Here is a 7,631-nt window from a genome sequence, read left to right on the forward strand (position 1 = left end):
CGCTCCGCGACATGTGTGGATGGTTGCCGCCTACGGCAACCATCCACACTTTTCGCGCGTCCATGCACGAGGCCGATACAGTGCAGTTCATGGCCCGACGCGTCCCCCTCCCCGTGCGCGATGGCCTCGGTCCGACCCGTATCCGAATGCCCGAGTACTCGCCGTTCGGCACGGTGCTCGAGTACCTCGTCGCCAGATTCCCGCAGGACGAGTCGCGCCTGAGATACAAGCTGAATGCGCGAGAGGTCGTCGACGCCGATGGGCAAGCTCTGACGGAGAATTCACCGTTGGTGCCGCGCAGCGACATCTATCTCTACCGCGATCCGCCCGTCGAGCCGGTGGTGCCGTTTCCGATAGAGATCGTGCACCACGACGAGAACATACTGGTGATCGACAAGCCACATTTCCTCGCGACGATGCCGCGCGGGGCCTATATCGCCCGCTCGGCGCTGGTCCTGTTGCGCCGGCGGTTCGATCTGCCCGAGCTCAGTCCCGCGCACCGACTCGATCGACTGACTGCCGGGGTGCTCGTCTTCACCGTCCGTCCCGACGTCCGACGCGCCTATCAGGAGCTTTTCGCCGAGCGGGCTGTCACCAAGATCTACGACGCCGTCGCACGCTACGACCCCGATCTCGAATTTCCTCGAACGGTCCGCAGCCGGATGATCAAGGAACGCGGCGTCCTTCGGGCCGAGGAAGTTCCGGGCGAACCGAACGCGGAGACCTTCCTGGAGCTGTCCGAGCACGACGGCCGACACGGCATGTACACGTTGCACCCGAAAACCGGACGCACGCATCAACTTCGTCTGCACATGAATTCTCTGGGGATACCCATCATGGGAGACAACTTCTACCCAGACTTCTACGACGTTGCCGGCGACGACTACTCGAATCCACTTCGCCTGCTCGCGCGGTCGATTTCGTTCCGAGATCCGTTCACCGGCCGCGAGCGCACGTTCGTCAGCAACCGTAAGCTCGAACTACCTACTCGGGCATAGACAGAACGTCACCGCGGGCGGCGCTGTCCTCCGCGATCTCGCTGGTACGCACCGCAATACGGTGCGAGAGCACCGCCATGGCGAACAATCCGAGTGCGACACCGATCAACGCGTAAAAGCCTTCCTGCGCAAAATCGACCAGCGCGCCCAGCATGGTGAAGATCAGCGCCGCGATGCGAAGCGTGCGCAGCGGCCACAGCTTCCCGTTCCGCAAACGAAGGGCCGCCGGAAACGCCAACACGAACGTCAGCGTCGAGGTCAAAAACATGATTCCGCTCGCGATACCCATCTCGTCCACGTCGATGGTCGTATCCGTCGATTCCAGATGCAGGTTGCCCAAGACCAACTCGACCACGCCGAACACGACACCGATGAACGCCGCCACCGTCAGCGCCCAGGCAACCACAGGAATCCACCGGGGGCTTTTGAAGAACCCGGGGATCAGCCTCGGCGCAAACTGCCGGGCGTCGTAGAGCCGCGAGCTACCTGGCTTGCAGTTCCCGAGCAGCAACCGCAGACCGGCAACGGTCTCGGGCTCGGCGCCCTCGGCCTCGGCGCGGTCCACCATGCGCAAAGCCCAGGCGCGACGATGTTCGGGCAGACCACGCGTGATGCCCTGCGCCGCGATGGCAGCTGCGTTGGCCAACGTCTCCTCGTGCGATGGCCGTCGCACATCGCGGACGACACGGTTGGCGACCAGAACGATCACCACCAGGACGTACATGATCTCCGAGGACGGACCGTAGAAATAGTCGTTGTCCTTGGTGACGAACTTGCCCACTTCGTCGAGAAACAACCCGAACCCGATGCCACCGAGCATCACAGCAACGGCCCGCACTCCGAATCCGAGAAACATCCAACCCAGGAGGAGTGCAAGCATCATCAACGCGCCGCCGTAGAGCGCGTGGGCGATGTGCAGAGTCTCGCCGCCCACCTGCGGGAAGTGAGTTATTTCGAGATAGGTGCGGGTGACCAGAATGGTCACAACGGCAATGATCATGAATGCCTCGGCACTGGTACTGCCGTAGACATCTCGAAGGACACGCGAGTGATGGACACGTACGCGCGTGGATGCGGTCTTGCTGGTCACCGGTCTTTCCTGGTCACGGTACGAGTATGGGTGCCGGCGAGGCGCTGGTATCGGATTTCGTCCAAATCACGACGGACAGGATCGGGCGGCACACAACTTGACAAACTACGTTGCCAAAACTGCAATAGGTACATGACGAAGCCCGGCGAGGACATCGACGAGGTGGTCGCCGCGGTCGGCCCGAGGCTGCGCGCGGTGCGCACCGAACGCGGAACAACTCTGGCCGCTCTTGCCGATACCACCGGCATTTCCGTCTCGACGTTGTCTCGGCTCGAGTCCGGCGACCGCAAACCGAGTCTCGAACTGCTACTGCCCATCGCACGTGCACATCAGATCCCATTGGACGAACTCGTCAGCGCGCCTGCCGTCGAGGATCCCCGGGTCAAATCCACCCCGGTTCGCCGAGAACACGTCACGATCCTTCCGCTGACGCGCCGACCGGGTGGAATGCAGGCGTACAAGATGATCGTCGATCCGGGGCGGCGGGAGCCGAAACCGCGCGTGCACGAGGGTTACGAGTGGCTCTACGTCCTCAACGGCACATTGCGCCTGGTACTGGGCGAACACGATATCGTCATGAAGCCAGGCGAAGCCGCCGAGTTCGACACCCGTGTACCGCACTGGTTCGGCGCCATGGACGATCGGCCCGTCGAAGTCCTCAGCCTTTTCGGGCCCCAGGGCGAACGGATGCACGTTCGCGCGCGACCCACCGATTCGTAGTCCCTGCGCAACCTTTCGGTCGTGACCGTGTGGCAGAGTGGGCGCTCCCGCGCCTGATGTCCGGCTCGGTACTGTCACCGCCCACACGAGCCGACGAGGTAGTTCATGACAGACAGAAGCGCCGATACGACGGTGGCTCGCGGAACCGCATCACGGACCGACGTCGATATCGCTACCGGCGTTCTGGTCGGACGGTGCGGCACCAGCGTGACGGAGGCGGTGAACCAGTTGTTCGCCACTGCCCGTGACAATCGCATCAGCCTGTTCGAGCTTTCCCGCACCGTGATCACCCTCGCCGAAGGCAAGGACGGCCGAGACCCGTTCACCCGCCGGATCGCACTCGAACAGTGGGGCGCTGTGCTCAGCCCGCAACAGCTCGGGGCCACGTCAGTCTCGGAAAACCCTGTCTCCGCGTAATTCCGGAAAGCGCTCGGTCATGCGGTCGATCTGTCGATACATCTCGTAGAGCTCCGAGCGGAGAGCCGCAGCTTCCCCCTCCAGTTCCCGGGCGCGCGCCGTCGCCTTGTCCGCTCGCGCACGGAACGCCCGGGTCTGAGCCCGCTCGATGGAGGTCGAGCACTTCTCGATGTGTTCTGCGAGACCAGCAGCGAACAGTCGTGCCTGTGCGAGATTCACGGCGTAGTTGGCGTCGCGGAAGCTGTCGTCACGTCGGATGGAATCGATGATGATGCCCTTGCCACTGAGTGCGGATGGTCGCTCGACAACGTTACGCCCGTCGTGATCGGCCGTCGCAAGCACCGGCCCTAGGAAAACACCAGTGCCAGCACTACCGAGGCCGAGGTGGCGACGATCGCCAGGATGATCAGCGAGGCCACAACCCGCTGCTGCAGAGGCCGTCCGCCTCGCCTCTCGTCGGGACTCGGGAAGTCGTCGTCGACGAAGTCGTCGGCATCGACGCCGACGTCGTCGAAGTAAACGGTGTCGCGCGGCGGCACCCAGTCCTGTCCGTTTGCGCGCACTGCCGTCGTCAACCGCTCCAATCGCGCGCGGGCGCGGTGTGGGTAGTACTCGGACGGTGCGTTGATCGGCAGAGCACGCGCGAGTGCGATCGGGGACCGATGTGTCGCTTCCAGCGCTTGGAACGCGGCTGAGGCCGTCGGGTCGTCGTCGGCCTTGGCAGTGAGAAACCAGGCCGCACCGGCAGAGGCGCGGTCCCCCATGAGCAGGTAGGTGTAGGCGAGCAGATCGAGTACGGGTTGGGACGCAGGATTCGTCCGAAGGGCGGCAAGCAACCGGTCCCGGGCTCGTGTCAGGTTTCCACCGGCCAGGTCTTGCTGGGCCTCATCGATCACGTCCACCAGGACAGCCTAGCGATCGGATGGAAGAACCGGGGTGCCGCATCTGTGAGGGCGCACCCCGCGAGAAACAAAATGGTGGCCAGGGCCGGGATCGAACCGGCGACCTTCCGCTTTTCAGGCGGACGCTCGTACCAACTGAGCTACCTGGCCGGGCGGCACCGGTGACAATGCCGACTGTCAATTTTGAATACTGTGAAATTTGAAGATTGTGCGCTCGTCGGCTGAAACCGATGTTGCGACCCTGACGGGACTCGAACCCGCGACCTCCGCCGTGACAGGGCGGCGCGCTAACCAACTGCGCCACAGGGCCTTGCTGTGTAACTTTTCCCGGAGGAAAGTGCCGCCGCGAACTCTAGCAGGACTTCGTCCCGCATCGAACCGCGCCAGCCTGCAAGAGACTGCTGTACTGCCAGCCGGATTGTCAATTCCGACCGTGTCCTACGTACCCCCTACGGGATTCGAACCCGCGCTACCGCCTTGAAAGGGCGGCGTCCTAGGCCGCTAGACGAAGGGGGCCCGCCGAATCGCTCCGGCGTTACCCTCAACGGCATTCCGTTGGGAGCTCGCATAGCTTAGGACACTTTTCTGGAAAAACTCAAACCGGCAGGTCAGATGCACTTTCGGCGATCTCGGAGTCGCTTTTCTCCCACCCGGTGACCTTCCACTCTTCGAGCCACCGCTCACTGGCCATCGCATACAGCACGACCTCGAGGGACTCCTCGAACATGACCCGCAGATCACGACTGTCCGAAACGAGGTCCGCCATGTATCGCTGACCCGCCAGTGAGGCCGCCAGCACCCTGATGAACTTCGCGGCGCCGAACTCGGGCCGCAGGTCGCCCATCTCCTCTGCACGCCGGGCGAGCTCGTAGCCTGCCGAACCCCACACGCGACCACCACCGGACTGAACCTCGCTGTAGAACTCCGGTTCGACGATGAGCCGAAACTCGGCCCGCACGATCACATTGTTCTGGAATCCGCCAGCGATGTCGCTGATGATGCCTCGAATCACAGCGAACGGATGCAGCGTCGATGCATTCCATCGTTCTGTGATCACGACATACTCGTCGAGGGCAGCACTGAGCACCGCTCGGGCCAGATCCTCTTTCGACTGGAAATGGAAGTACATCGCCCCCTTTGTGGCGTTGGACCCCTCGAGGATGGTGTTCACCGATGCGGCCGCATATCCGCGGCGCGAGAATTCCGCCGCTGCGGCCTCCACGATTGCTGCTCGGGTTCGCCGAGCGCGCTCTTGTTGTGCCATTGCTTTGATGCCTCCGAACCCAGCTACCTGCATCTATCAGCAGGCAGTATCGCTATTCGAGCGTACGTCACCACACCACAGAAAGACCGACCACTTCCTTGGAATTTGCAGTGAAAACGGTTACCGGTACAAGTTCCGCGGACTGGAACAAACAATCCGAGTGGTATGATGCAACCGGCTCGAGTGCGCTGCAGGGGGTGCGCACTCGAGCCACAAACATGTTTCGGGTCGCCCCCTTCCCGCGCGACCTCCAGACCGTGAAACAGGCAAAACTTGGTTTACAAATCGAATCGACTGTAAATCGCCAAAGGAACGGTCGTGCCGTTTCGAGATGAAAGACACATCACACCCCGCACGCCAGACGGCTCGATGCGCCCGCGCAGCGCGTTGCCACACCCCACTGCAGACCCTCCACCGCACACCCAACTCGCGACACTCCAACCCACCGCGAACGGCCTCGCTCGCGCACAGGCGGCCACCCCCTGCGTAGCTGCGCCACAACGCTTTTGCCACTCGATACCGGGCAAAAGGATTGTTCCGTGTCGGGGAGTTCGAATCCCCCAGCAGCACAGTCGATTACGAATCGCATTCGGTGGATCACGGTGCCCCGAACTAATTCTCGGACAGGGTTCGTATAACGGTTGCGGCTCGACATGGAACGGATCACGCCACGCGGACAGCGGGGATCTAAAGTGACTTAGATCACAGGCGTGCGTTCATGACTACGAATTCAGGTGTGAGCATGGCTCTACGGAGACTCGCCGTTCGTTCGGTGGCGATCATTCTGGCAACCGTCGTAGCGTCAACTGTGACGCTGTTCCACTCGGGCGCTGCCCTTGCCGACCCGCTCGGCGACTTCCTCGACCCCAGCCAGGATCCGGCACTCGCCGCCGCCACCCCACTGGGCGAGCCCTGGTTCGATCCGCCGCCCGGTTACGAGTCACTGCCTCCGGGAACTGTTCTGAACACCAGAAACGTGACCGTCGGACCGCTGATCACCCCGGTGCACTCGACCCAGATCCTGTATCGAACCACCGATTCCAAGAACCGACCGGTCGCCGCTGCCACCACCGTCATCGTTCCGACAGCACCGTGGGCGGGAGCAGGAAGCCGCCCGGTCGTCGCCTACAACATGGCCATCAACTCACTCGGCCACACGTGCGCACCGTCCTGGACGCTGCCGCGCGGCCTCGCCAAGGAAATCCCCGCAGTACAACTGTTTCTCGCCAAGAACTACGCCGTCGTCGTCACCGATCACGAGGGCCCCCGCCAGGCGTACGCGGCCGGCAGGATGGCCGGCCATGCAGTACTGGACGCGCTGCGGGCCATGGTCGGACTTCCAGAGCTCGGACTACCCGCACAATCGCCGATCGCGATGACCGGGTACTCCGGCGGCGCCATCGCGTCCGGGTGGGCCGCCCAGTTGGCACCCACCTACGCGCCGGACGTCAACATAGTCGGCACCGCGATCGGTGGTCCCCCCGTGGACTATCGCATTCTGCTCAGTTCCATGAACGGCACGAATGGGGCGTCGACGCTGTTCCTGGCCGCCGTGACGGGAGTTGCTCGCGAATACCCAGAAATATTTCAACTGATGAATGCCAATGGGCTACGGCTCGCCCAGCTCGCCAAGGACATGTGCGTGACCCTCCTGGCCCCCGGCGGCGTCGTCGCCCCGATACCGGTTCAGGCCCTCTCCGACGTCCCGAACGTGGACAGAACGCCCATCGCCGAGGAAGTCATCCGGCACACCCGAATGGGCGGGGATCTCGCGCCCACGACCCCCGTCTTCATCTACCAGGGCCAGCACGAGTTCTGGATTCCCCGAGAAGGCGCAGAACGCCTGTACGACGAATGGTGCGCGAACGGGGCCGAGGTAAGGCTCGAGCTGTACGCGGGCGAACACGTGATCGTCGCCCTGTCGGGCGTGCCCGGGTCGCACCGATGGATCGACGACAGGCTCGCAGGAATACCGGCACCCGAGGGCTGCAGCAGCTTCGGACGGTGAGCCGATCTGACTGGTACGCGCGCGTACCGACGGGGGTGTGCCCGTCGCGCGGGCGCACCCACTACACTTTCGATCCGCGCCCCTATAGCTCAGTTGGTAGAGCTACGGACTTTTAATCCGCAGGTCGTAGGTTCGAGTCCTACTGGGGGCACCATCACCGTCCGGATCGGACGGCACTGGAGCCTGTCCCGTCTCCAGCCAGGTCAAATTGACGCCGGTCGCCATCGACCAC

The 7,631-nt window shown here is 63.2% G+C and carries 8 protein-coding genes and 4 tRNA genes; 5 read left to right on the forward strand and 7 right to left on the reverse strand.

What is annotated here, in order from left to right:
• Positions 1-89: 89 nt before the first annotated feature.
• Positions 90-998 carry a pseudouridine synthase gene (locus KVY23_RS16205; protein ID WP_230557428.1) on the forward strand — a complete coding sequence of 303 codons (909 nt, stop codon included), beginning with the start codon at positions 90-92 and terminating at the stop codon, positions 996-998.
• On the opposite strand, the gene KVY23_RS16210 is transcribed toward KVY23_RS16205, so the two are convergent.
• Positions 985-2,088 carry a hypothetical protein gene (locus tag KVY23_RS16210; protein ID WP_374108731.1) on the reverse strand — a complete coding sequence of 368 codons (1,104 nt, stop codon included), beginning with the start codon at positions 2,086-2,088 and terminating at the stop codon, positions 985-987. The genes KVY23_RS16205 and KVY23_RS16210 overlap by 14 nt on opposite strands.
• 132 nt (positions 2,089-2,220) lie before the next feature.
• Between KVY23_RS16210 and KVY23_RS16215 the strand changes: the two genes are divergently transcribed.
• Both KVY23_RS16215 and KVY23_RS16220 read left to right on the forward strand, forming a co-directional pair.
• Complete coding sequence (locus KVY23_RS16215; RefSeq protein WP_230557429.1) at positions 2,221-2,808, forward strand: helix-turn-helix domain-containing protein; 588 nt, start codon at positions 2,221-2,223, stop codon at positions 2,806-2,808.
• Between the two features lie 105 nt (positions 2,809-2,913).
• Positions 2,914-3,225, forward strand: coding sequence for an ANTAR domain-containing protein (locus tag KVY23_RS16220; RefSeq protein WP_230557430.1), 312 nt, complete (start codon positions 2,914-2,916; stop codon positions 3,223-3,225).
• Here the strand turns inward: KVY23_RS16220 and KVY23_RS16225 are convergent.
• The 6 genes from KVY23_RS16225 to KVY23_RS16250 form a co-directional block, all read right to left on the reverse strand.
• Positions 3,196-3,567, reverse strand: a complete 372-nt coding sequence (locus tag KVY23_RS16225; RefSeq protein ID WP_075841057.1) for a hypothetical protein — start codon at positions 3,565-3,567, stop codon at positions 3,196-3,198. The genes KVY23_RS16220 and KVY23_RS16225 overlap by 30 nt on opposite strands.
• Before the next feature lie 5 nt (positions 3,568-3,572).
• On the reverse strand, positions 3,573-4,127 hold the full coding sequence (locus KVY23_RS16230) for a DUF6584 family protein (protein ID WP_206510955.1): 555 nt from the start codon (positions 4,125-4,127) through the stop codon (positions 3,573-3,575).
• Between the two features lie 73 nt (positions 4,128-4,200).
• Positions 4,201-4,277: transfer RNA gene (locus tag KVY23_RS16235), tRNA-Phe, on the reverse strand.
• 86 nt (positions 4,278-4,363) lie between these two features.
• A tRNA-Asp gene (locus tag KVY23_RS16240) sits at positions 4,364-4,437 on the reverse strand.
• A gap of 133 nt (positions 4,438-4,570) precedes the next feature.
• A tRNA-Glu gene (locus KVY23_RS16245) sits at positions 4,571-4,643 on the reverse strand.
• Between the two features lie 79 nt (positions 4,644-4,722).
• Positions 4,723-5,391, reverse strand: a complete 669-nt coding sequence (locus KVY23_RS16250) for a TetR/AcrR family transcriptional regulator (protein ID WP_075841105.1) — start codon at positions 5,389-5,391, stop codon at positions 4,723-4,725.
• Between the two features lie 742 nt (positions 5,392-6,133).
• Between KVY23_RS16250 and KVY23_RS16255 the strand changes: the two genes are divergently transcribed.
• Both KVY23_RS16255 and KVY23_RS16260 read left to right on the forward strand, forming a co-directional pair.
• Positions 6,134-7,399, forward strand: a complete 1,266-nt coding sequence (locus KVY23_RS16255) for a lipase family protein (protein WP_230557431.1) — start codon at positions 6,134-6,136, stop codon at positions 7,397-7,399.
• Positions 7,400-7,477: 78 nt separating this feature from the next.
• Positions 7,478-7,553 (forward strand) — tRNA-Lys (locus KVY23_RS16260).
• The last annotated feature ends 78 nt before the right edge of the window (positions 7,554-7,631 follow it).

The sequence above is a fragment of the Rhodococcus sp. I2R genome (genome assembly GCF_020889545.1).
Taxonomy (GTDB): Bacteria; Actinomycetota; Actinomycetes; order Mycobacteriales; family Mycobacteriaceae; genus Rhodococcoides.

What these genes read in the sequence shown, in the direction of transcription:
- KVY23_RS16215 (WP_230557429.1), top strand. Translation starts at nt 2,221, where the DNA reads ATGACGAAGCCCGGCGAGGACATCGACGAGGTGGTCGCCGCGGTCGGC.
- KVY23_RS16255 (WP_230557431.1), top strand. Translation starts at nt 6,134, where the DNA reads ATGGCTCTACGGAGACTCGCCGTTCGTTCGGTGGCGATCATTCTGGCA.
- KVY23_RS16250 (WP_075841105.1), bottom strand. Translation starts at nt 5,391, where the DNA reads ATGGCACAACAAGAGCGCGCTCGGCGAACCCGAGCAGCAATCGTGGAG.
- KVY23_RS16205 (WP_230557428.1), top strand. Translation starts at nt 90, where the DNA reads ATGGCCCGACGCGTCCCCCTCCCCGTGCGCGATGGCCTCGGTCCGACC.
- KVY23_RS16220 (WP_230557430.1), top strand. Translation starts at nt 2,914, where the DNA reads ATGACAGACAGAAGCGCCGATACGACGGTGGCTCGCGGAACCGCATCA.